The sequence below is a fragment of the Clostridium sp. genome, assembly GCF_047718555.1.
GTDB lineage: Bacteria > Bacillota > Clostridia > Clostridiales > Clostridiaceae > Clostridium_I.
Window position 1 is genome coordinate 56,725 of sequence record NZ_JBDNRK010000015.1, and the last position, 25,164, is coordinate 81,888.

17 protein-coding genes are annotated in these 25,164 nt (G+C 27.9%); 1 reads left to right on the forward strand and 16 read right to left on the reverse strand.

Annotated elements, in window-relative coordinates:
* Nucleotides 1-475 precede the first annotated feature (475 nt).
* Nucleotides 476-2,812, forward strand: coding sequence for a YfhO family protein (locus ABF633_RS08245; RefSeq protein WP_415523194.1), 2,337 nt, complete (start codon nucleotides 476-478; stop codon nucleotides 2,810-2,812).
* Nucleotides 2,813-2,986: 174 nt separating this feature from the next.
* Here ABF633_RS08245 and ABF633_RS08250 read toward each other — a convergent pair whose 3' ends face one another.
* The 16 genes from ABF633_RS08250 to ABF633_RS08325 all read right to left on the reverse strand — a co-directional run bounded on the left by ABF633_RS08250 (nucleotide 2,987) and on the right by ABF633_RS08325 (nucleotide 24,887).
* Nucleotides 2,987-3,325 carry an EamA family transporter gene (locus ABF633_RS08250; protein WP_415523195.1) on the reverse strand — a complete coding sequence of 113 codons (339 nt, stop codon included), beginning with the start codon at nucleotides 3,323-3,325 and terminating at the stop codon, nucleotides 2,987-2,989.
* A complete protein-coding gene (locus ABF633_RS08255) occupies nucleotides 3,318-3,665 on the reverse strand; it encodes an EamA family transporter (RefSeq protein ID WP_415523196.1) in 348 nt (115 codons plus the stop codon). The genes ABF633_RS08250 and ABF633_RS08255 overlap by 8 nt, the downstream gene beginning before the upstream one ends.
* Complete coding sequence (locus tag ABF633_RS08260) at nucleotides 3,658-4,602, reverse strand: glycosyltransferase family 2 protein (RefSeq protein ID WP_415523197.1); 945 nt, start codon at nucleotides 4,600-4,602, stop codon at nucleotides 3,658-3,660. The genes ABF633_RS08255 and ABF633_RS08260 overlap by 8 nt, the downstream gene beginning before the upstream one ends.
* Before the next feature lie 28 nt (nucleotides 4,603-4,630).
* Nucleotides 4,631-6,571: a hypothetical protein gene (locus ABF633_RS08265; protein WP_415523198.1), complete on the reverse strand. Its 1,941-nt coding sequence runs from the start codon at nucleotides 6,569-6,571 to the stop codon at nucleotides 4,631-4,633.
* 209 nt (nucleotides 6,572-6,780) lie between these two features.
* Nucleotides 6,781-8,076, reverse strand: coding sequence for a glycosyltransferase (locus ABF633_RS08270; protein ID WP_415523199.1), 1,296 nt, complete (start codon nucleotides 8,074-8,076; stop codon nucleotides 6,781-6,783).
* A 24-nt stretch (nucleotides 8,077-8,100) separates the two neighbouring features.
* Nucleotides 8,101-11,121: a glycosyltransferase gene (locus ABF633_RS08275; protein ID WP_415523200.1), complete on the reverse strand. Its 3,021-nt coding sequence runs from the start codon at nucleotides 11,119-11,121 to the stop codon at nucleotides 8,101-8,103.
* A 33-nt stretch (nucleotides 11,122-11,154) separates the two neighbouring features.
* On the reverse strand, nucleotides 11,155-12,441 hold the full coding sequence (locus tag ABF633_RS08280; RefSeq protein WP_415523202.1) for an ABC transporter ATP-binding protein: 1,287 nt from the start codon (nucleotides 12,439-12,441) through the stop codon (nucleotides 11,155-11,157).
* Nucleotides 12,442-12,476: 35 nt separating this feature from the next.
* Nucleotides 12,477-13,268: an ABC transporter permease gene (locus tag ABF633_RS08285; RefSeq protein ID WP_415523204.1), complete on the reverse strand. Its 792-nt coding sequence runs from the start codon at nucleotides 13,266-13,268 to the stop codon at nucleotides 12,477-12,479.
* A 65-nt stretch (nucleotides 13,269-13,333) separates the two neighbouring features.
* Complete coding sequence (locus tag ABF633_RS08290; RefSeq protein ID WP_415523205.1) at nucleotides 13,334-14,737, reverse strand: sugar transferase; 1,404 nt, start codon at nucleotides 14,735-14,737, stop codon at nucleotides 13,334-13,336.
* A gap of 238 nt (nucleotides 14,738-14,975) precedes the next feature.
* Nucleotides 14,976-15,533, reverse strand: a complete 558-nt coding sequence (gene rfbC / locus ABF633_RS08295) for a dTDP-4-dehydrorhamnose 3,5-epimerase (RefSeq protein WP_415523206.1) — start codon at nucleotides 15,531-15,533, stop codon at nucleotides 14,976-14,978.
* A 12-nt stretch (nucleotides 15,534-15,545) separates the two neighbouring features.
* Nucleotides 15,546-16,601: a dTDP-glucose 4,6-dehydratase gene (gene rfbB / locus ABF633_RS08300; RefSeq protein WP_415523207.1), complete on the reverse strand. Its 1,056-nt coding sequence runs from the start codon at nucleotides 16,599-16,601 to the stop codon at nucleotides 15,546-15,548.
* Nucleotides 16,602-16,615: 14 nt separating this feature from the next.
* Nucleotides 16,616-17,485, reverse strand: a complete 870-nt coding sequence (gene rfbA / locus ABF633_RS08305) for a glucose-1-phosphate thymidylyltransferase RfbA (protein ID WP_415523208.1) — start codon at nucleotides 17,483-17,485, stop codon at nucleotides 16,616-16,618.
* A gap of 267 nt (nucleotides 17,486-17,752) precedes the next feature.
* Nucleotides 17,753-20,242, reverse strand: a complete 2,490-nt coding sequence (locus tag ABF633_RS08310) for an Ig-like domain-containing protein (RefSeq protein ID WP_415523210.1) — start codon at nucleotides 20,240-20,242, stop codon at nucleotides 17,753-17,755.
* 170 nt (nucleotides 20,243-20,412) lie between these two features.
* Complete coding sequence (galU, locus tag ABF633_RS08315) at nucleotides 20,413-21,318, reverse strand: UTP--glucose-1-phosphate uridylyltransferase GalU (protein WP_415523211.1); 906 nt, start codon at nucleotides 21,316-21,318, stop codon at nucleotides 20,413-20,415.
* A gap of 404 nt (nucleotides 21,319-21,722) precedes the next feature.
* Nucleotides 21,723-22,796: a tetratricopeptide repeat protein gene (locus tag ABF633_RS08320; RefSeq protein ID WP_415523212.1), complete on the reverse strand. Its 1,074-nt coding sequence runs from the start codon at nucleotides 22,794-22,796 to the stop codon at nucleotides 21,723-21,725.
* Between the two features lie 357 nt (nucleotides 22,797-23,153).
* A complete protein-coding gene (locus tag ABF633_RS08325) occupies nucleotides 23,154-24,887 on the reverse strand; it encodes a phospho-sugar mutase (RefSeq protein WP_415523213.1) in 1,734 nt (577 codons plus the stop codon).
* Nucleotides 24,888-25,164: the final 277 nt, after the last annotated feature.

Consider the following 25,164-nt stretch of genomic DNA (forward strand, 5'->3'; position numbering starts at 1 on the left):
TGCTATTACCTGATACTTTATCACCATTTCTTGGAGTGTCCACATCTAAAATTCCTGGTAATTTGTTACCTCCATCTGCCATTACCCTTTGATTTACAGATATAATTGTACTAAAGATAAGAATGAGAAAAAATACAATAATAGTTTTGATACTAATTTGTCGTATTTTCATTCTTTCACCTTCTTTCTATATAAATTTTATATACTGTAAATAATATAATTCAATTAATTACAACATATATCTTATATATTCGTCTAATTTCTTTAAATATTTATATAAATGTTATAATTTTTAACAATTTATTTTATTATAAATTATTAAAAATTTACGAGTTGTACTGTATCAAAGCTATATTTAACAAATAATTCTAATACATAATTTACATAATAAAATATTTAAAGTATAATTAATAATGTTATTTTAAAACTATGATATATAGTTAAAAAAATTTTTTCAGAAAGAGAGATTCTGTAAATGACAATTAGAATTAAAAAAAATGAATATTTAAAAGTATTTTTATTAGCTGCACTTACAGCTTCAATTATTATCGTACCTTATATTATCTCTGGAAGAGGAATTTTAAATATAGTTGACGACTGGAATCTTCAACAGATACCATTTAATATGCAATCTAACTCTTCAATAAAAAGTGGAAATGTATTTTGGAGCTGGAATACTGACTTAGGAAGCAGTTTCATTGGCTCTTATGGTTTCTACACACTTGGTAGTATATTTTTTTGGTTTTCTTTTCTATTTCCAGCTGATTTCTTCCCCTATTTAATAGGCCCCTTATTAGTCTTAAAATACGCAATAGCGGCCGTAACTGCTTTCGCCTTCATTAAAAGATTTGTAAAAAACAATAAATATGCAGTAATAGGTGGATTATTGTATGCTTTTTCAGGTTTTCAAATAACAAATATGATGTATAATCATTTTCATGATGTAGTTGCATTGTTCCCATTATTGCTTATTTCTCTGGAAGAGCTCATAGAAAATAATCGCAAAGGATTTTTTGCTTTAATGGTAGCACTAAATTCATTTACTAATTATTTTTTCTTTTTTGGTGAAGTTGTATTTTTACTTATATACTTTGTAACAAGGCTGTATTGTAAAAATTATAGAAAAAACTTATCTACAAAAAAATTTTTTTCTATAATTTTTGAAGGAATTATAGGCGTAGGTATAAGTGCTATTTTATTAATACCATCTATATATTTTATATTAAATAATCCTAAATCTAAAGGTCACTTAACTGGATTATCTATGCTAGTTCATTCAACCTACAACTATTTAAATATATTCCGCGCTTTTTTGATGCCAGCAGAAATAAGTTCTTCAAGATCCATGTTCTCTGCTGCAGATATTAATTCTACAGAAGCTTTTATACCAATATTCGGTGTTATATTAGTACTTACATATATTATACATAGGAAAAAAAGTTGGATATCTTTATCAATAATAGTTTCATTAATATTTATGCTTATTCCAGTTCTCAATAGTTCTTTTACTGGATTTAGCCCATTATATTATTCTAGATGGTTTTATATGCCTATACTCTTAATTGCTTTAGCCTCTTCAAAAATATTAGAGGAAAAAAATATAAAATATATGTATGGAATAATTGGATATATATCCCTATGGATAATATTTATATTGATCTTGACATATGAACATAAAAAAGGTATGCAAATAATTTATAATAAGAATTATTTTATATTTTATATTTCTCTAGCTATTATAGGATTTATTATTACAATTTTGTTAATAAATATAAAAAACTCTAAATATTTTATTTCAATCTCCACTTTAAGTATAATGTTGTTTTCTATAGCTACGGGTTTATTTTATATCCATGGTGACCATAATTTCTATCCAAAATCAGCAGAATTTAATAATATTTATACAAAATCTGGTGATTATATAAAATTACCACAAGATGATAACTATAGATTAGACACCTTAGCTTCCTATAGGAATTCTAATCTACTTTGGAATAAACCATCTATCGATTCATTTAGTACAACTATAAGCGGTTCTCTTTTTAGTTTTTATGGATCTATTAATTTTCCAAGAGCAGTAGAAACGCAGATTCCCTATTCTTATTATGGATTAAGACCATTTTTATCGGTAAAATATGTAATAGCGCTCAAAGATTATCCTAATTTAAAAGGCTTAAGAAACTTTGGTGAAATCACACTTCCAGATTTAAAATTTTATTCTGAGGAAGGGGATTACATAATTTATGAGAGTAAAGATTTTATTCCAATGGGTTACACTTTTGACAAATATGTATCTAGTGATGATTATGCTAAAACAGATCCAAATAAAAGAGATTTAGCTTTATTAAAAGCTATTGTATTAAATAATGAACAAATAAGTAAATATTCAAATGACTTAACTAGAATTCCACTTAATGAACTAAATAATTTTACGGAGAAACAATACAAAATAGATGTTTCAGATAGAAAAAAAGAAACAAGCTATTATTTTAAAAGATATAATAATGGTTTTATTTCAAAAATAAATTTAAATAAAAAAAATTTAGTTTTTTTCAGTGTACCTTATGACAAAGGGTGGTCAGCTTTTTTAAATGGTAAGAAAGTACCAATAGAAGAAGTTGATAATGGATTCATGGCCGTTCAAGGAAATACAGGTGATAACCAAATAGAATTTACTTTTACACCTCAAGGCTTAGAATTAGGAATAAAAGTAACTAAAATATCAATTGCTTTGTTAATAATTTATTTTATACTAAATAAATTACTAGAATACAAATTAAAATATAATAAAAATAAATCTTCATTAAAATGATGTACTTTAAATAATAGCAAAGGAGCTGTCTCACAATGAATATATACATTACGAGACAGCTCCTTTGCTATTCTACCATTAAAAATAATTATTAAAATCTGCTTTTTAATAATTAAATAAGACCATTCTCAAATTTCTTGAATATTTATTTCTTTTAGCTCAAGCACTAATCATTTAAGAAATTGCAACCAGTGCAACTCCAATAAATATAGCCACTATTCCTGCTAATTTAAATAAAGTTATTTTTTCTTTTAAAATTATACGAGAAATAATCATTGACCAAATATATGTAATAGCTGTCATTGGCAAAACTACAGATAAGGGCATATATTTTAAAACTATAATATTTAAGATAGAACTAGCCACATATATGAAACCACCAATATATAAAAATTTACTTTTTATTATAGACATTATTGTAGAACCTGATGTAGATTTTTTGAAAAAAAATCCTCCAAAAGATCCAAGTAAAGTCATTATAATAATTGTCATTACTAATAAAAATTTATTCATCACCAACACCTACTAAAGCAACTCCTAACATAATTAATAGGAGACCCATTATTTTTTCAAAGCTTATTAACTCATTTAAAAAATAATAACCTATTAAGACAATAAAAATATAACTCATACTCATCATTGGATGCAATACTGAAAAACTTCCATATCTAAATGCTATAATCATTCCTACTGCCCCTATAGCATAAAATATAAATCCAAGTAATATAAATATTATATTATGCATACCTGATATTTTCCAAAAATATTGTCCACTAGAACTAAACAAGGAAGCTAAAAACATTAAAATTATACCTGTTTTATTTTTTTTTAAAGATAAGATTATGTCATTCATTTTTATCATCAACCTTATTTTCAATTTTAAATTCATTTAAAAATAATTCATATTGTTGTTTATTTTGTTTAACAAGTGTATCTAAAATAAATCCACTTGTTAAAAGTAATATAGAAATTAATATTAATCCTGATGCCAATACCGCTGACGGTAATTTTGTAATAAAACTAGTTCTTATAAATTCAGTAATTACAGGAATGCCCACTAGTAAACCAATAACAAATAAAAACAAAGCTAATATACCAAAAAACGGTAACGGCTTATAATCTTTAAAAAGCGATAAAATAGTTTTTAGCACTTTTATACCATCTTTATAAGTATTTAATTTAGAATTACTTCCCTCTGGCCTATCTCTATAATCAATAGGTATTTCTTTTAAACGGAACTTTTTGTCTAAAGCATGTATACTCATTTCTGTCTCTATCTCAAAGCCTTCACTTAAAATGGGCATGGTTTTAACAAAAAATTTATTGAATGCTCTATATCCTGTCATAATATCATTTATATCATTTTTGAAGAGTTTACCAATTAAATTTTTAACTAAGCTATTACCAAAATTATGAAATAATCTCTTGTTTTCAGAAGTATAAGTTCCATTTGATAATCTGTCCCCTATAGTCATATCTGCCTCGCCATCTATTATTGGCTGCAATAGTTTTATTGCAAATTCAGCTGGATATGTATCATCTCCATCAACCATTATGTAATAATCTGCATTTATATCTCTAAACATACTTCTTACAACATTTCCTTTGCCTTGCCTTATTTCTTTTACAACTTTGGCCCCACATTTAAAAGCTATCTCAGCAGTTTTATCTCTAGAATTATTATCGTACACATAGACATCAGCTTGCGGTAAAAATTTTTTAAAATCCTCAACTACTTTACTAATTGTTAATTCCTCATTATAGCAAGGAATTAAAACTGCTATTTTCATAATTTTTTAACCTCCAAGTTATATGGAATTATTTATATAGAACTTTAAAAATATAAAATCCATCTCTATCTCTTCCATACATTTCTCTAAAATATATATTATCATAACCATCATATATTGATAAATTTTCTTTTGTTAGGATGTAATTTATATTAAGTTTCTTTAAATCTCCGTTGTTTATCATAACTTCTATATTATCTGGTGCTAGCAATTTAAATGAAGTTTCACCTTTATAAAGCTTAAAAGTTATATGTTCATATCTATTATAAATATCTTTATATTTTTCATCAGGATCAATTTTATTCCACTTTTCAAAATCAGGATAGAAATCTATTCCATTTAGAGTCTTTACCCCATTTGCATATAGAAATGCTCCCATAACGTCATTTTCAGCAGAAATCCAGACGCCATTAGGTTCAGATGATCTTATATTTTGTATTCTATAAGATAAATAATTATTGTAAATTGCCCCTTCTCCTCTCGCAATTGGATTTACTGTTATTCCTGATATGAGTATAACAATTAGCATAAGTATACAAAAATATTTTTTTAAACCATTTGAAAAAAGATAATTTAACATAAAAAATAAAATGAATAATAATATATAAAAAATTGGATTTAAATAAGACTTCATCGGCGAATAAATTACAGATAAAACATAGGTAGCTGTAATTATTATACTAATGAGAAAGCTATACTTTCTGTTAATACATCTATTTTTAGAAATAGTAGCCAGCATCCAAATGCTTATAAATACTGAAGTTATTCCATATACTATCATCATCCTATTACCAGGTACATAAGATAAAAAAGTGATCTTTGCTATTGGAATAGGAATTTTAAATAACATATAAAAGATTTCAATAATAGAACATAAAATGAGTGCTATGCCATATTTTATATTTTCAACATTTTTACGAAAGATAAAGAATAACATTAAAACAGATGCTGGTAGAAAATTATAAAATGAACTTATTTCACAATTATTTAAAAAATTAATATCTTTGTAAGGTAAAAATATATTAGTTAAAAATACATTTATATAATAATATGTCAGATCTCCTCCATTGCTTATTCTTTTTCCTGGATATGAAGTATTTAATATGGCCATTATAGCACCTTTAGATATAAGAACAACATGAATGAGCATAGATAAAATAAATACTATTGTGAAAATAAATATTATTATATCTATACTTTTAAATTTTATTTTATCTCTATAATCCATTATTATAAGTATCATAAATACAAGACATAAATATGCCATAGGAACTTGTAATGCAGGATATAGTACTAATGCAAAACCTATGCACGATAGAGAAAATAATATACAAAATAATATTTTCATTTTTATTACATTAAAATATTTGAATATATAATAAAAGGTTACCACTATAGCTTCCATATAAAATACTAGATCTCCAACGTGCTGCATAAACCACCATTGAACAGCTGGTGATAGAACTATCCAAAAAGCTCCTAGCAAAGATATCATCCTATCTTGTTTTGTTAAAATCATTGAGATTTCAAAAGACAATAAAAATAATAATATTATTTTCATACACCAATACCATGATAAACCGTACTCTTTACCTAATAATAAAAATCCCCAATTTAATGGTTTAGCAAGTATAGATACATCCATTACTGGTGCATTGTAGCTAACTATCATATTTTGCCCAGATGTAGTTATATTATCATTTACTACAGGATAAAATTTATTATTCATTGCTTGGGATAAGTAATATGGCGTTTGCACTTCCCACTCATCACTTCTTATACCTCTAGACTTACCTAATAGATTTGTAGTATTTTTTGTATCTACCTTTGTGGTTACATAATTTTCCCAAATTCCAATAGAACTTCCATGAATTTTAAACAAAACCAAAATAATGAAAATTATTAAACCTATAAAATATCTGTATTTTAATATTTTATTCATAGACACTATGTTTCCTTTATTATTCATTAACTATCACAATCCCCTTTAATTGTATAAAAAACAGCAATTGAAATTATAAATAACTTTTTATATCATTTAAATAAAGCCTAGAATTTTTTGTTACCTACATTAAAATAAATTTATAGAAGTTAATATTTTCAATTTAATATTAATTTTTTTATTGAAGTTAATTAAAAGTAAGATATTTTACTAAATTTTATTTAGCATCAATATATTTATTGAAAAAATCTTTTTAATTTAGACTTTATTCTAATGAAATAATATTTTATTAATCCATTTGGTCTGTAAAATAATTTTACTTTTTTTAGTTTGTCGTTAGATATATATGGATTGCTACAAAAATTCTCTAAGGGCTTAACAACAAATTGCCACATGAATTTTTGCTTAACTAAATTAATATTTTGTTTTGCCTTTTCATATCTACTTCTATCTTCTAATAAATCAATTATCATATCAGCCAATTCATTAAAATCTTTTTCATTATGGCAAATTCCTAAATTTTCATTTTCAACAAGCTCTGACATGTAATCCCCTTTAGTTAAAACCATAGGAAGATTACACCACAAGTAATCCAATATTCTAGTTCTAAAAGAAAATCTTGTCTCTAAATTATTTAAATATGTACTTACTCCTAAGTCTGCTTCTAACAAATAATTTTGTCTTTGTGAATATTCAACCCAATCATTAAAAAATATATTTTTATTATATAGATCATATTCCTTAGATTTTTCAATACATTTTTCTGCCACAGTAGTATCACAATTCATGCTTGGATGGCCTATACCCATAAAAAATAATTTTATGTCTTTTCTCTTCTTACAAATTACATTCATTGCTTCAATAAGAGTCAGTGGATCAAACCAGTTCCAGATTCCACCACCCCATATTATAACTTTATCCTCTTCACTTATCCCCTTCCAAACTCCTTTTAAAACTTGCTTAGTTTTAATAGGAGCATTATTATCCAAACCAAAAGGTACAACACCAATTAATTTTTCCATCTTTATGTTATCACTATAGGTGACAGGATTTATTCTATTTATGGCAGATAGCATTCCAAGCCAATAATCTTTCTGCTTTTCACTGGAACATATAAAATAATCTCCCAGTGCAAGCTGCTCAAGAATTAAATCTAAATCTGTTTCATGATATGTTAATCTATCTTTAAAATCAATAAATTTTCTAAGTTCAAGATTTTCTAAAGTAATTGGATCATAGATATCTACAACTTTAGATTTTTTTATTCTTTTTAAAAAAGGATACAATCTAAAAGCTATCCCCTGCATCACTATGGAATCAACAATTTTAGCATAATCTTTAAGTTCATTTTTATTTGCTTCAATAACTTTAAATTTTTCATTTTTAAAATTAAAGTTTGTATTTTTATTTGGTATAAATAATATCACATCTAATGTTTTACTTAATTCTTTAGCAAAATTATAGTAACGTATACCTGGTCCAGTCATCTTTTTTGCTATAGCGTCCGGGCTTATTAATAATACTTTTTTCATAAAATATCTCCTTAGTCAAATATATTATTTCTTAAAAAATCCTATATTTCTAATAAAACCCAATCTTCCACTTAATTTACTTTTCCATATATTTAATTCAGAAACATTTTTTGATAAATAAGACATTGATTTCTTTATCTCAGAAAGTTCCTTATTTAAAGCATTTATATTACCAATTTCAGACCTACTACCATTTAATTCATTCTTATCAAATACCTTTGTTCCAGCTTGTGCATAATAGGAATCATCCAATTTAATTCCCTTCTTTTCACTTATTGGACGATCAGATATTATGCACTTTGTTTTCATAGTCAAACTTCCTTCAACAGTTACACCATTATTCCATATTTCTCCGCAATCGCTTATGGCCTCATCCTTAAATAGAGTTATACAATTTGACGGAGTGGCCTCCTCAGATTCAAAATAGAAATAAAATGTTCTTCCCTCTGAATTTATTATAGGTTTAAATGTGATTTCGAACCACCCATTATCAACCAATATACTTGCATCTATATCTTTCTCCACAATCAAATCATCTGTAAAGGCATCAAATAATTTAAACTTAACAACATGCTCATTAGATCTTGAATATGTTCCAAACATTAATTCAATAGAAGTTAAATTAGGATATCTGCATCTAAATTTTTGTCCTATTTTAAAATTGCTCATTATAGCACCTACAATTTCCTGCTTGGAAATTTGATTTATGTCTGTTATATAATTATATGTATCTGCATTACTGATATCATCGTCTTGTTTTTTAACAGGATCTAAGCAAAATTGTTTTAAAGGTTCCGTTACTATATCCCATTTATATTTTTCTCTATATTTTCTAATATTATTTTTGGTTTCTTCATAAAAAGTATTATCATCTACCATTTTTATAATAGCATCTTTAATTGATTTATCATCATTATATTTTACAACTAATCCCAATCCATATTTTTCAATATCATCTGCGAAATAATCACCTTCCGTTGATATTATAGGTAGATTAGACCATAGATAATCTAAGATTCTTGTTCTAAAGGAAAATCTTGTTTCTAAATTATCAAAATGGCAGCTCACTCCAGCATAGGACTCCAATAAAAAGTTTTGCCTATCACTATACTCAACCCAATCCATATTGAAAAATACTAATTCATCCTTTATTCCAAATTCTTCAGCTAGTTTTATTGCGTTTGAAGTCATCTCCATTTCTGGTATTTCTGGATTTGGATGTTTTACACCTAAAAATAAGAGTTTAATGTCTTTTCTTTCCTTAGATATACTATAGATTGCCTTAATTAGACTTAATGGATCAAACCAATTCCAAACTCCACCACCCCATATAAACACCTTATCACTTTCTTCTAAATTAGGTATTTTTTCAATGAGAGCTCCCTTTCTAGTATGAACAGGATCTTCTGTACTAATTCCAAAAGGAACCAAACCTATTAATCTCTCCAATTTATTTGACATTTTATATTCTACTGGATTTACTTTATTTAATGATGAAAGCATTCCTATCCAAAAATCTTTTTGTTTTTCATTTGCACAGATAAAATAATCTCCTAACACTAACTGGTTATTTAATGTGTTAAGGTCACTTTCATGTATTTCAGATCTAATTTTTAATGATTTATTTTTATGTATCTCTAAATTTTCTATTGTATAAGGATCATATAAATCTACTATTACTATCTTATCTTTACACATACTTTTAAGTGTTACTACTTTTTCTAATATCATACCATGGAGTAAAATTATATCGCTCTCATAGAATTTATTAATTAAAGCCTGTGGTCTTTCTACATTGTATCTAAAAAATTTAAAACCTAATGTATCCTCATCTAAGTCTGTTTTATTTGGAATGGCAAGTGTAACATTACATATATGAGACAATTGCTTGGCTATCTCAAAATACCTTATTCCTGGTCCTGCCATCTTTGCCGCAATATTATCCGTACATATAATCAACAATTCAAGCTTTTGGCTTCCAAAATAGTTTTGTAAACCCATAGAATTTGTTATATTAGATATTAAATTATTATATTTATTATTTTTTTCTGCTGTTATAAGATTTTTATATGGACTATCTATAAATAATTTTATTATTTCATCATCAGATTTTTTTCTATTTCTTTGTATATAATCTCTTTTTTCTTTCATTAAAGGCAAATTAGTTGAAAAATCCATAATGCCTAAAACATCAGGATTATCCTCGTCACTTATACCTCGTTCTGTATATTGCTTATAATTTTTCATAAGTAAAGCACCGGTCAATATTTCGTATACTCTTTTTTCCTCATAATTCTTGTAAATAGTAAACAAAGAATTTCTTTCAAACATTCTCATAACTTTATTTCTATTCATTTTTTTAGATGTACTATTATGCTTATGATAACAAATAGCTTTTGAACAGAATCTAACTTTATAACCTAATACCCATAATCTCCATCCTAAGTCCACATCCTCAAAATAGGCAAAGTAATCTTCATCCAATCCTCCTATTTCTAAATATATATTTCTATCTATAAGCATCGCTCCACCACAAGCAAATAATATATCTTTATCCTCATTATACCTTTTATTAGCCTCATCAATTTCTATGCCGAAGTCATACTGATAGCCGTGTCCATAAAAATTAATACTACCACCTGCAAAATCTAGTTTACTTCCATCCCAATTAAGTATCTTGCTTCCTACACAAACATAACTATCATCATTACAACTATCTAATGTTTCCACCATGTCGTTTAACCAATTAGCATCTATTTTCATATCATTATTTATTAATGCTATATAGTCACCCTTAGCAATTTTAGCCGCATCATTATTAGGCTTCGCAAAGCCTTCATTTGACTTATTTTGAATTATCTTTACATTTTTAAATTTACTCTTAACAAATTGTACTGATCCGTCTTTTGAGCCATTATCTACCATTATGTATTCGATTTTATCCTTGGGATAATTTAACTTATTAAGTGTACTAAAACATTCTTTTAGATGATGTTTTCCATTATAATTTACTATAATAAAACTAATTGATTTTTCTCCATTCATTTAACTAACACCACTTTCTCTATATCCTGTGTATTATAAGCGCCAATCACATTTAAGTTGTACTTTTCCTTCTTCCTTTATATTTCCCTCATTTATTATAAAATAATAATGCTTATTTCTATAATCGTATAACTCATCTCCACCTTCATTGGATATGCCTACAGATATATAATACTTTGAATGTAAAAAAGGATTATCTTGTATTACAAAACTAATAAAATTACTATCTTTAATATCAGTAATAAGTATTCCATCCTGATTACAATTATGGTATGAAAGTCTCCAGCCTTCTTCACTAAACACTTCAAAATATAAAATAGCAGCTTCTACTGCTTGATTTTTTTTAATCTCTAAATTCACTTTTATATCTTCACCTGAATTGAATACATTTTTAACCATGCCTGCATTATCTGAAAAATATACCTTTGAAATTTCTAATTTTCTATTTCCATCCCTATTTCCTGTACTTGAGAATTCTTTCGCTTCATGAATATCAAAATTTATATCACTGGCCTTTTCAAGCAATCCAGTAATACCTTTTTCTTCAATTTCCCTATTAAGCTCTAACTTTTCATCACTAGATGAATACAGAAGCTTCATATACAGTCCTATCATTCTATCTGGTGTGTCTTCAATAACAAATCCACCCTTTTTAATAAATATAACTCTGTCGCATATTTTTTTTACAATTCCCATATCATGAGATACAAATACAATAGTTTTGCCTTCCTCTTTAAAGGATTGAATTTTATCCAAGCATTTCTTTTGAAAATTAGCGTCACCTACAGCTAAGACTTCATCTACAAGAAGTATATCTGGATCCACACTAACTGCCACTGAAAATGCCAATCTCATGTACATACCAGAGGAATAATTTTTAACTGGTGTATCCATAAAATTACTTAGTTCAGCAAATTCTACAATATCATTGTATCTTTCATCAATTTCTGATTTACTTAGCCCTAAAATTGAACCATACATGTAGACATTTTCCCTTCCAGATAAGTCCGGCTGAAATCCTACACCTATTTCTAGTAGTGATGAAATTTTACCATTTACAATTACTTCTCCTGCATTTGGCTTTAATATATTGGATATTAATTTTAAGCTGGTACTTTTTCCAGTACCATTTTCTCCAATTATACCTACAGTTTCTCCCTTTTCAATTTTAAATGAAGCATCTTTTAAAACATCGATAATTTGTACCTGGACCTTAGCTCTTTGTAAGACCTTAGCTAAAAATTTTTCTTTTAAAGAGTAATTTTTATTCTGATATATTTTAAAATGCTTTGTAACATTTTTAAATTCTATAACTGACATGCACTATTCAACACCTTTTTCTATAATTTCGTACATTATATTTCTTCTGCAAATACCACTTCTATCTTTCTAAACAATCTGAATCCAAAGAATATTAAAATAAAGTCAATTATAAATATTACTAATATGTATAAATAATACGGAAATGTATTAGTGTACAAAATAGACCTCACACTTTCTACCATTAACGTCATTGGATTCAATAGAATTAACTTTTCGAATAAAGGATGGCCTTTCAAAAGTGTTAGTGGATATACAATAGGTGTAAGATACATCCACAAATTAAATATTACTTCAACTAGATGTGAAATATCTCTATACAGAACATTTAATGATGATAATATTAGAGATAATCCAACTGTAAATCCTAATATTAATAATAAAGCTATCGGCAACATTATAAGAGGTATACCAATATGAAGTCCCTCTACTACTATTGCAATAAATAAAATTAATAGAGTTATAATGAAATTAATAAAATTCGAAAATATAATGGACAGTGGTATTATTTCTCTAGGAAAATAAACCTTTTTTATTAAATTTGCATTACCTATTATAGAAGTAGTACTTCCCATAACCCCTGCGGCAAAAAAATTCCATGGAAGTAATCCACAAAGTAAAAACACAGTAAAATGAGGTGTAGTTTGTCTCATAATAAGCTTAAATGCAAATGTATAGACAAACAGCATCAATATTGGATTTAAAAATGACCATAAAAATCCCAAAACTGAATTTCTATATTTCAATTTTAATTCTTTTGATGTTAAATTTATAAGTAATTCCTTTGAATCATATATTTCTTTAATGTATCCAATAAAATCTTTCATACTTTTTATCACTAAATCACCTTCAATTGTTAATATTTAAATCAAACTAAATTTATACTAACTTATCATTTATGTTTATTCAATCTTTTTATATATTCTAATTCTAGTTTTCTATCTTTAATAATTTCATCTAAGCTTGTTTCTTCTTTCACGCCCTCGGTACTTTCCTTTAAAAATATAATCTTAATAGTTTGAAATATCAATTTTATATCTAATAAAATAGAATAATTTTTAATATATATAATATCATATCTTACCTTATCCTGAGGGGTAGTATTATATTTCCCAAGTACCTGTGCAAGTCCTGTTAATCCAGCTTTAACCACTGTTCTATATTTATAATCTGGTATTTCCTTTTCAAATTTATCCACATAAAATGGCCTTTCAGGTCTAGGACCAACAATACTCATGTCACCATTTAGTATATTGAATAACTGAGGCAATTCATCCATTCGTATAGCTCTAATTATTTTACCTACCTTTGTAATTCTAGGGTCTTCATCTGTGGCAAGTACAGGCCCAGATAATTTTTCCGCATTCATTTTCATAGATCTGAATTTTATAACATTAAAATTTCTTCCACCTTCTGTAACCCTTTCTTGCTTATAAAATACATTACCGCCATCCGACAATTTTATACTTATAGCTATGAGCAGCATAAAAGGAGAAGCAATTACAATACCTACAAATGCTAAAATAACATCCAACACCCTTTTTATAGCTTTTTCCTCTTCAGTTAAACATAGAGATTTTGCCTTTAACAGTGGAAGATCGTCAATTTTGTTTAATTTTGATCCTAGTAATGCTAAATCACTCATTGCAGGGACTATAAGTATGCTTTTCTGTTCAATTAAACATTTATCAAGTATATAATCTTTAAATTCACTTTTAATATCATCACACAGTATTACAATCTCTACTTTATTGATTAAATCAACTATATTGTCAAAATCCGGATGACAAATGTATTTTATATTATATAAATCACTTTGCTTTAATAATATTTTCTTTGCCACATGCTCTGTATTTGCATTTCCAATTATAATAACATCCTTTTTCCCATACATAGCTCTCTTTATTTTCCATACGAAGGACTTCCATATACTTAACAAAACAATCTGAATAACTGAACTATATAAAATAACCATTCTCGGATAAGAAAATGCCCTTAAGAAAAATGTTACCGCCATAGTTGATATACATAACATTATTATTGTTAAAAATACAGAATAAACAATTTCACTAATGGATTGCTTAATTAAATCTGCTAATCCATATACATACATAAATATCAAATATATTATTATAGTAAAAGGTGCAGTTATAATAAATGGTTCATAATTAAATCTTGGAGGATTGAAATTAAATTTGATCATATATGAAAGATAAATTGCTAAAATTACAAGTACAATATCTATAACTGTAAATAGTAATTCATATAAATTAGTAAGGGATGCTTTTTTCTTCATATAACCAACCTCTCTTATATCAGGCATTGCTAAATAATATATTCTTGCGCTGCATTGTCCTGTAAATCCACTTCAATATTATACTGCATTTTATGTTTCTACGATAGACATATTTTATAGAAATTCTACATTAAAATGTCTTTTTTATTATCTTTCGTAAATACTCATACATTGATCAGATATAATAAAAATTAAAGGCATACCGTAAACAACCTCATGGTATAGCCTAAAATTTTCATTAGAAACTTATTTTACTTTCAGTTAAAGTTTTCCATTTTTTATCTTTATCTGAGAATGTTAATTCTTCAATACCTTCTGTTGGCCACTCTATTCCTACTTCCGGATCATTCCAAGCAATTCCACCTTCAAATTCTGGATGATATAAATCTGTACATTTATAAACAAACTCAGCCTCATCAGAAAGAACTAAAAATCCATGAGCAAAACCTTCTGGAATATAAAATTGTTTTTTATTTTCATCACTGAGTTTTACTCCAACCCACTTACCATAAGTTTTAGAATTTTTTCTCAAATCTACTGCTACGTCAAATACTTGGCCTTTTATCACTCTAACTAATTTTCCCTGAGAGTGTTGTGTCTGAAAATGTAATCCTCTTAAAACACCTTTTTTAGATTTAGACTGATTATCCTGAACAAATGTCATGTCTAAGCCGGCTTCCTTAAATTCATCTGCATTGTAAGTTTCCATAAAATATCCTCTGTTATCTCCAAATACTTGAGGCCCTATTATGTATACTCCTTCAATTTCTGTTTTCTGAAAATCAAATTTTCCCACTGAAATCACCCCTTAGTTATTTCCATACATTTTTTCATAGTAGTTTTGGTATTGGCCTGATGTTATATTATCCATCCATTGTTTGTTATCTAAATACCATTTAATTGTCTTCTTAATTCCGACTTCAAAGGTAGTTTCCGGTTCCCAACCCAATTCTTCTTTAATTTTAGTTGGATCTATGCCATATCTTCTATCATGACCTTTTCTATCTTCTACATATTTTATTAAATTTTCTGTTACAGTACTATCTATATTATTGCCAACATATTCTATTATAGTCTTTACAATGTAGATATTTGTTCTTTCATTATGTCCACCTACATTGTATACTTCTCCAAGTCTTCCATTGTTTATTACCATATCAATTGCCTTACAGTGATCTTCTACATACAGCCAATCTCTGATATTTAAACCGTCACCATAAATAGGCAAATCCCTCTTAGCCAAACAATTATTTACTATAAGTGGAATCAATTTTTCTGGAAATTGATAAGGCCCATAATTATTTGAACATCTTGTTATATTTATTGGCATCTTAAAGGTATCATGGTATGCCTTAACCATTAAATCTGCACCAGCTTTACTAGAAGAGTAGGGGCTATGTGAATCTAAAGGAGTAGTCTCTGTAAAATAACCAGTTTCCCCTAGAGATCCGTACACTTCATCAGTGGATACCTGAAGATATTTTTTACCTGCTTTAAATCCATTTTCAGTTTCCCAACATTGTTTGGCAATATTTAAAAGATTAACTGTACCCAATACATTAGTTTTAGCAAAGAGTTCAGGTTCCCTTATGCTCCTGTCTACATGGGATTCAGCCGCAAAATTAACTACATAATCTATATCATTTTCTTTAAATATATTCTCAATAATTTCTTTATCACAGATATCCCCCTGTACAAAAATATAATTAGGGTTATTCTCTACCTCTTTTAAATTTTCTAAATTACCAGCATATGTAAGCTTATCTATATTAATTAATTTTATATCATTATATTTATTCAGCATATAGTGTACAAAATTTGAACCAATAAAACCAGCTCCACCAGTTACTAAATATGTTTTCATTTTCCTGCCCCCTACTATTTATCTTCAATTAAAGAAATTAAATATTTGCCATAGTCTGTCTTCATTAATGGCTCTGCTAATTTTCTCACTTGATCCTTATTAATAAATTTGTTTCTATATGCAATTTCTTCTATGCAGGCTACAAAAAGTCCCTGTCTTGTCTGTATTGCTTCTACAAAATTTGCTGCATCTAAAAGCCCTCTGTGGGTACCTGTATCAAGCCAAGCCATTCCTCTTCCGAATAGTTCTACTTTTAAAGTACCTCTTCTTAAATACTCATTATTAACAGCGGTTATTTCAATTTCTCCTCTAGCAGAAGGTTTTACACTCTTAGCTATCTCAACTACATCATTATCATAGAAATATAATCCTGGTACTGCATAATTTGACTTAGGCTTTTCAGGTTTTTCCTCTATAGAAATAACGTTATTATTCTCATCAAATTCTACTACACCAAAGGCTTTTGGATTACTTACATGATATCCAAATATAGTAGCCCCACTTTCTCTTGCTGCAGCTCTCTTTAACCTTTCTGTAAATCCATAACCATAAAAAATGTTATCTCCTAAAACTAATGCTACTCTGTCATTTCCTATGAATTTCTCACCTACAATAAATGCATCTGCAAGTCCTCTAGGTTCATCCTGAACAGCATAACTTAAATTTAATCCAAGCTGACTACCATCTCCAAGTAATTCCTTAAAGCTTCCAATATCTCTTGGAGTTGAAATTATAAGTATTTCTGTTATTTCAGCTAACATTAATACAGATAATGGATAATATATCATTGGTTTATCATAAATAGGAAGTACCTGCTTTGATACTGCCTTTGTTATTGGATATAATCTAGTACCAGAGCCTCCTGCCAGTATAATTCCCTTCATTATGTAAATTCCTCCTTACTTGCGTAACAAATGTTAAAACAAACAAATTTATTATACAACAAAGCAAAATATTTGTCTATTTTTAAAATAAAGTATGCATTAATATTTATAGATATTTAAAAATTTACTCTATACGATCACATAAAAATAAGATGAATTTATACAATAAATTCATCTTATTTTTATGTATAGAATAAAAACTATTAATTAATCAATAGCTAGATTGATTAATGCATCACATTAATAGTAATTTTTATTCCAGAATAATTATTTATATTGTGGTATATCGAATTTTAAGGATGGATTTCCCACCATGTCTGTAAGTTTTTTAATATTATAAACCTGATTGTATGCCCAACGAACATCGGTAGCATATTGGTGATTTCCCGGTGAAGCTGGATTCCATCTCATTTTATATAGTGTATTTTGTCCATATTTACTATTATTTATAAAATCACCAGATATCCATTGTGCTCCTCCATAAATTGCCTGATCTACACTAAACCATCCTTTGTTATATGCATAAACTGAGCCATAATAATTTGCATTTGAATCATAAGCACCTATTCCAAAAAGATTATATACTGTTTGTCCATTAACATCTATGCCTGTAGCTAATCTGGAATATCCATTGCCAGTTTCCAGTAATGCATGTGAAACAAGATATATTGGATTTATATTGCTTTGCTGAGCAGCTGCAAGAAATTGTGATCCTTTTCCATCTAATACACCTTTTCCTGCAAGTATTTTATTTAAATCATCCGCAGTAACACCTTGCATATAGTCAAGTCTTAAAAATTGATAAACTCCATAACTATCCATAAAATTCATTGGATCTAAATAATATTGAACAGTATTTCTATCTGCATTTACCCAATCATTACCTGATTCCATAACAGGCTGCCCATAATTAATTTGAGTGTTTACCATATCTGAAAGTGATACATTATAATTTGTAGTAAACTGATTATTGGATGAAAATTTATATATCCTATTGCTTTGCTGAACTGCTACTCCATCATTACCAATACTTTTTACTGTTATGGTATGCACACCATCTGAAATTGATGATAAATTAAAGGCGTAATTAAAGCCACCATTACTTCCTCCTGTATATCCTGGATATACATTATTTACATCATTTCTTACTCCTCCTGTAGTTGCATTCCCTTTATATACACCATCAATATATACTTGTACTTGGTTTACACCAAAAGCATCTAACGACCAGCCACCTATATTTATAGTGCTATTTTCATTTTTTACAAACATATTATTTGTTGGTGTGTCTATGCATATTAATGATGATAAAGCTTGTCCATTGTTAGACAATTTGTATATTTGCGTATTCTTTTCTAATGTGCCTCCATCATTTCCTATACTTTTTACTGTTATAGTATGCACACCAGCTGTAAATGATGACATGTCAAGAATATAATTAAAGCCACCATTACTTCCTCCTGTATATCCTGGATATACATTATTTACATCATTTCTTACTCCTCCTGTAGTTGCATTCCCTTTATATACACCATCAACATATACCTGTACCTCTTTTACTCCATAGGCATTTAATGACCAACCGCCCACATTAAATTGATTATCTTTTATAGATGAGTAAACACTTGGAACATCAATAGACATTAATGAGGGAGAGGTTAATTTGTTTATTGTGACATCCTTCTGTGTAACAGTTCCGCTTTTCCCCAAACTCTTTACACTTACGGTGTGATTACCATCTGAAACATCCAATAAATTTAAAGTATAGTTATAGCCACTATTTGTCCCACTAACATAGGATGGAAATACTCTATTTACATCTGGCCTTGGTACTCCTACAGATGCATCACCTTTATACACATTATCCAAATAGATCTGTACTTTGTCTATTCCACTTGCATCCAGTGACCATCCACCTATATTTATAGATTTTTTATTTTTGATAGTAGAATTATTAGATGGTGTATCTACAGATGCTAGCGAAGGAAGTGGTGTTTTATTAATTTGAACATTTTTTTGTATACTTTTGCCACTTTTACCTATACTTTTTACCACTACAGTATGTATCCCATTTGAAATATTCGATAAATCTAAAGCATAATTATAGCCACTATTTGCGCCTTCCGAATATCCTGGAAATACTTTATTTACATCTGGTCTTGTAGCCCCTATATTTGCGTCTCCCCTGTATACATTGTCTAAATAAACCTGTACTTTATCTATTCCAGTTGAATCTAATGACCAACCACCTACATTTATATAATTTTGATTAACATTAGAATTATTTTGTGGAGTATCTATGTTCATCAATGGTGAAAGTATAGTATCATTAATCTGAACATTTTTCTGTGTTATTGTTCCATTCTTACCTATACTCTTTACTGTTATGGTGTGTTTGTTATTTGGTGCACCTGATAAATTCAAAACATAGCTGTATCCACTAGTTGTTCCGCCTGTATATCCTGGAAGTGCATTATTTACATCTGGTCTGGAGATTCCTATATTTGCATCTCCTTTATACACACTATCCAAATATATTTGTACTTTGTTTATTCCACTTTGATCTAATGACCATCCTGCTACATCTATCTGGTTTTGACTAGTACTGGAATTATTTTGTGGTATATCTATCCATACTAATGAAGGTAACTGACTTGCATAAACTTTAGGCGTCTTGTAAAGATTTAACATCGAAAATACAATGGTCAATGCAACCAATATAAAAATATGCTTTCTTATATGTCTTACAAAACTCACTTTTTCACCTCCTTTCAATATATTATTCGTATTTTTATGTAAAAATTTTATAGCCCGATTACAATAAATAAGACAATAAAATTTTACTAACACTTTATCTGTATAATAAATGTCACAAATATTTTTTATGCAATTTACTTCTATATACAGATAAGAAGATGAAAATAATTTTATTTAATCATATTCCTATCATATAAATCCTTAAAAACAGGATTATCCCTTAAAGTCAATAAATATTTTACAAAAGGCTCTTTAAGTTCATCTCTCTTTAATGCAAATTCAACTGTAGCCTTTAAGAATCCCAATTTGTCTCCTACATCATATCTTTTTCCTTCAAAGGTATATGCATACATAGCTTCTGAGTGCATAAGAATTTTCAAAGCATCTGTAAGTTGAATTTCTCCACCTTTCCCAGGCTTTGTCTTACTTAATATATCAAAAATTTGTGGTGTAATAATATACCTCCCCAATATTGCTATATCTGTAGGTGCTTCTTCAGTTTTTGGTTTTTCTATTAAATTTTTAACCTTGTAAACTGAATTTTCTATATGCATGGCATCAACAATTCCGTATTTTGATACATCTTTATGAGCTACTTGTTGTACTCCAAGAATTGTAGTTTTATACTCATCATAACAATCCATAAGCTGCTTTAAACATGGAACTTTACTGTCAACTACATCATCGCCCAGCATAACAGCAAAGGGCTCATTTCCAACAAAAGTTTTTGCACAATTAATAGCGTGCCCTAGGCCTTTAGGTTCTTTTTGTCTTATGTAGTAAATATTTGCCATATTGGATATGTCTTTTACTATACTTAGAAGTTCATCTTTACCATGACTTTCTAGCTCTTTTTCAAGTTCTACAGATTTATCAAAATGATCTTCTATGGCTCTTTTATTCCTGCCTGTTATTATAAGGATTTCTTCTATACCAGAAGCAACGGCTTCTTCAATTATATATTGTATAGTTGGCTTATCCACTATTGGAAGCATCTCTTTAGGCTGTGCCTTTGTTGCAGGCAAAAACCTTGTTCCCAGTCCTGCGGCTGGTATTATGGCTTTTTTTACTTTCATAAAATCTCTCCTTCACACCTTTACATTTTTCAATTAATAATTATTCATTATATTAGTCTATTTTACAGTATACTATATTAATAGAAATTTCATGAACATTTAATCAGAATTTGTCTTCTTATCTAATGGTAAATATATCTACCATTTAGCTTTATTATTTTCTATTTTTACATATACCCCTAATACTTATTATATATTGCATTTATATACTTTACAATTACAAGATAATTTAATTTTAATTCCACACCATACAATATTTCATTATTACTATGAATTTTAATATTACGTGAATCATTTCAACCTTATATTCATTAAAGGATTTTTATAATCATTGATATTTCTTCATTTAAAATAAAATTAAGTATTGCAAAGAATTTTCATTATTCTAAAATAGACTATTAAGCTTATTCCCCTAAAATCTTGCTCAATTGAAGTACTATTTCATCTTCAGGATTAATCTTCTTAGCAATATCATAATGTAATTTTGCCTGCTTAGTATCACCATTATTAAGATAACACATTATAAGATTAGTACATACTTCTATAGATTTTGTGGCTTCAAAGGCTTTCCTCAAGTATTTTATAGCGATATCATAATTATTAAGAGCTGCATAGTTTATTCCCAGCTCATTTATAACTTCAACTATACTGCTGTCAATGGCTACAGACTCATTTAAATAATAAATAGCTTTCTCATAGTTACCAAGAACTCTATATGCCACGGCTATGTTAAAATTTAATACAGCATCATTAGAAAATTCATCTAACAGAGGTATAAGATGCATTAATGCTTCTTTTGGTTTATCATATACTAATGCTTTTCCTTTATCATACTGCCTTATATTAGAAAGTATATGTTTTAGTTCCAAAACATTCTTAGAATTATCCTTGCTTTTTTCTATATAGGTATTAATATAAAACCAAGCATCCTCATATTTTTCTTGTTCATAATATATTAGTGCTTTGTTAAAATAAGCTTTATAGTATCCCTGAAGTTTTTCTGCCTTATCTAATATAGCTAGTTCTTCTTGCTGAAAGTTCTTATCAATTTTTCTAAGTTCTTCTAAAATCATAATTATCTTATCATAGTTTTCTACATTCTTTTCAATTATCAAAAGTCCTTTAAGCAGTATATAAGCATCCTCATAAGAGCTTTTTTTCACTTCTTCAAAGACAATACCCTTTATATATTGAACAGCTTCTTCTTTATTTGCATTCAATATGTCAATATATATATGGTTAAATTTGAAATTTTCATCTCCACCGAGTACATAGAACATTCCCTCAATAAAAAATGAAACAGGTATTTTTTCAAATTTTTCATTATTTTTAACCTTATCTGCTACTCTCAGAGGCCTAACAGGTAAATATAAATTTTCATTTACTTCTATTTTAAATATCTTTGGAATACTTTCTCTTTTAAATTCCAAAAAAATAAGTTTAGATACTTTTTCTGTAAAATTAAGTTTTGTTTCCATACTTTCACCGTCCATTAAGATAATTAGGCATAAACAGAGTCCTTAGTATCGGTATTTATGATACTTAGGAATCGTTATCCAGGGACGTATCCACTCTTTACTCACACTTTGAAACAGATGGGAGTATTAGAGTGGATAGTCATCGGATAAAAAATTACTACATTAAAGATGCCTTATATAAATTATTATATTAAAACTCAAAGAAAATTTAAAGTGGAAGATATCTTTGTATCCTCCACTTTATATACTATCACTACATAATGTTCAATTATACTAATGATTCAAAACAACAATAATTTCTTTACCAATTTAGCTTAAAAAATTCCACATAATTTATTTGCTAAATTTAGATTAGTGTTAGTTATTACATGCCTTATTTATTATTTCCATAACAGCCTTATTAAAGTCATCTGATTTCCTGTCAGCATCAGAAAGATCCTCGCCAACTACAGCCATATATACTTTCATCTTTGGTTCTGTTCCTGATGGTCTTACAACAAACCAAGATCCATCTTCTAATATAAATTTAAGTACATTAGACTTTGGAAGTTTTATATCACTTTGTGAATCATTTATTATATCCTTTTCTATACTTAATTTATAATCAAAACTCTTTACTATTTTTACTCCTGCCACATTATTTTCCATAGAATGTCTTAAATTTTCTAAGGCTTTTTGAATCTTTTCCTGGCCTTCTTTACCTTTTAGCTCTAAAGATACTAAACTTTCTTTATAAAAACCATATTTTTTATAAAGATCTATTAATGCATCATACAAACTTAAACCTTTATTTTTATAATATAATACCATTTCACATATTAAAGTAGCTCCTATTACTGCATCCTTATCTCTTACAAAGGTTCCAGCAAGGCATCCATAACTTTCTTCAAATCCAAACAAGTATGTATTTGATCCAGTTTTTTCAAATTCTTTTATCTTTTCTCCTATATATTTAAAGCCAGTAAGCACGTCTATAAGTTCCACATTAAAATCTTCAGTGATTTTTCTTGTCATTTCAGAAGTAACTATAGTTTTTATAACTGTTCCATTTTCAGGTAATTTGTTAAGTTCCTTTAGAGATGAAACAATATAATGTGTTAAAAGTACACCTGTTTGATTACCAGTTAGTACTCTATATTCTCCCTCTTTATCCTTTACTACTACCCCAATTCTATCACAATCAGGATCAGTACCAAAAATTACGTCAGGATTTACTTCTTTCGCTAATTTTAATGCTAGTTCAAATACTGAAGGCTGCTCTGGATTTGGATAAGAAGCAGTTGGAAAATTACCATTAGGCAATTCCTGCTCTTTTACTACAAATACATTGTCATATCCTAGTTCACTAAGTACTCTTCTTACAGGTATATTTCCAGAACCATGGATAGGGGTATATATTATTTTTAAATCTTTAGCACTATTTCTTACTAATTCTTCTCTTATAGTAAGAGCTTTGACTTTATCAATGTAAGTTTTATCTACTTCTTCACCGATTATATTTAAAAGTTTAGCCTCTTTTGCCTTTTCTAAATCTATAGTTTTTACATTTTTAAATTCATTTATGGCAGTAATGCAATCTAATATTTCTTTTGCTGCTTTATCAGTTACCTGACCACCATCTTCATCATAAACCTTGTAACCGTTATACTGCTTTGGATTATGGGAGGCTGTTACAACTATCCCTGCCTTGCTTTTTAAATGTCTAACCGTATAAGAAAGTACTGGAGTTGGTCTTAAGGATTCAAATAGATTTACTATAATTCCATTAGCACATAAAACCGATGCCGCTCTTTCAGAAAATTCCTTTGACATATTTCTTGAATCATAAGCTATACTTACAGAAATTTCTCCTGTATAATTTTTATTCAAATAATCTGCAAGTCCCTGAGTTGCTTTACCTATAGTATATATATTCATTCTGTTACTTCCTGCAGCTATAACTCCTCTAAGTCCTCCTGTACCGAATTCTAATTCTCTATAAAACCTGTCCTCTATTTCTTTTTCATCTTTTATACCTGTCAATTCTTCTTTAGTGTTTTCATCAATATACTCAGATTTTAACCAGTGCTCATAATTTTCTTTAAATGTCATGCTATAACCTCCTATATATTTCATATTCTTATTATACTATAAAATCCATAAAATAACATATATATTTAAAACCTATTTTAATCTCTATGTATACAAATTAAAAATAATAATTCTATATAAAACTATATTATATATAGCCTCATTTGTCTAACTTTTTCCATAGGACTATATTTTATTTTTTATTCCATTCAAATTTATTGAAGCAAGTTCTTAATTCAGGTGAGGATTCTTTTACCCCATCTGAATTTTAGAACTGCAAATGCATGGCTTACTTGGC

Excerpts from the sequence above, each read along its gene's own strand:
- ABF633_RS08270 (WP_415523199.1), bottom strand. The coding sequence starts at position 8,076 with ATGAAAAAAGTATTATTAATAAGCCCGGACGCTATAGCAAAAAAGATG.
- ABF633_RS08245 (WP_415523194.1), top strand. The coding sequence starts at position 476 with ATGACAATTAGAATTAAAAAAAATGAATATTTAAAAGTATTTTTATTA.
- ABF633_RS08325 (WP_415523213.1), bottom strand. The coding sequence starts at position 24,887 with ATGACATTTAAAGAAAATTATGAGCACTGGTTAAAATCTGAGTATATT.
- galU (WP_415523211.1), bottom strand. The coding sequence starts at position 21,318 with ATGAAAGTAAAAAAAGCCATAATACCAGCCGCAGGACTGGGAACAAGG.
- ABF633_RS08260 (WP_415523197.1), bottom strand. The coding sequence starts at position 4,602 with ATGAAAATAGCAGTTTTAATTCCTTGCTATAATGAGGAATTAACAATT.
- ABF633_RS08265 (WP_415523198.1), bottom strand. The coding sequence starts at position 6,571 with ATGAATAATAAAGGAAACATAGTGTCTATGAATAAAATATTAAAATAC.
- ABF633_RS08250 (WP_415523195.1), bottom strand. The coding sequence starts at position 3,325 with ATGAATAAATTTTTATTAGTAATGACAATTATTATAATGACTTTACTT.
- ABF633_RS08255 (WP_415523196.1), bottom strand. The coding sequence starts at position 3,665 with ATGAATGACATAATCTTATCTTTAAAAAAAAATAAAACAGGTATAATT.
- rfbB (WP_415523207.1), bottom strand. The coding sequence starts at position 16,601 with ATGAAAACATATTTAGTAACTGGTGGAGCTGGTTTTATTGGTTCAAAT.
- ABF633_RS08320 (WP_415523212.1), bottom strand. The coding sequence starts at position 22,796 with ATGGAAACAAAACTTAATTTTACAGAAAAAGTATCTAAACTTATTTTT.
- ABF633_RS08280 (WP_415523202.1), bottom strand. The coding sequence starts at position 12,441 with ATGTCAGTTATAGAATTTAAAAATGTTACAAAGCATTTTAAAATATAT.
- rfbA (WP_415523208.1), bottom strand. The coding sequence starts at position 17,485 with ATGAAGGGAATTATACTGGCAGGAGGCTCTGGTACTAGATTATATCCA.
- ABF633_RS08275 (WP_415523200.1), bottom strand. The coding sequence starts at position 11,121 with ATGAATGGAGAAAAATCAATTAGTTTTATTATAGTAAATTATAATGGA.
- ABF633_RS08290 (WP_415523205.1), bottom strand. The coding sequence starts at position 14,737 with ATGAAGAAAAAAGCATCCCTTACTAATTTATATGAATTACTATTTACA.
- ABF633_RS08285 (WP_415523204.1), bottom strand. The coding sequence starts at position 13,268 with ATGAAAGATTTTATTGGATACATTAAAGAAATATATGATTCAAAGGAA.